Raw genomic sequence first — 244 nt, 5'->3', positions numbered from 1 at the left:
CAAGCCGTCGGTGCTCGGCATCGTGTCGGGCGCGGTCGCGGGTCTGGTGGCGATCACGCCGGCAGCCGGCTTCGTCGGCGTGACGGGCGCACTGGTGATCGGCATCGCGGCCGGCGTCGTGTGCTTCTGGTCGGCCACGTGGCTCAAGTCGAAGCTCGGCTACGACGATTCGCTCGACGCATTCGGCGTACACGGCGTGGGCGGGATCCTCGGCGCACTGCTGACCGGCGTGTTCGCGGTCAAG

1 pseudogene is annotated in these 244 nt (G+C 70.1%); it reads left to right on the top strand.

From position 1 onward, the window contains the following. A pseudogene (locus tag SB816_RS34280) lies at positions 1–244 on the top strand (ammonia channel protein); the annotation flags it as partial.

Origin of the sequence: Achromobacter sp. SIMBA_011 (assembly GCF_046535435.1) — a bacterium.
Classification (GTDB): domain Bacteria; phylum Pseudomonadota; class Gammaproteobacteria; order Burkholderiales; family Burkholderiaceae_B; genus Achromobacter; species Achromobacter dolens.
The sequence above is the reverse complement of the archived record's forward strand: the minus strand, read 5'-3'. Positions and strand labels throughout refer to the sequence as shown.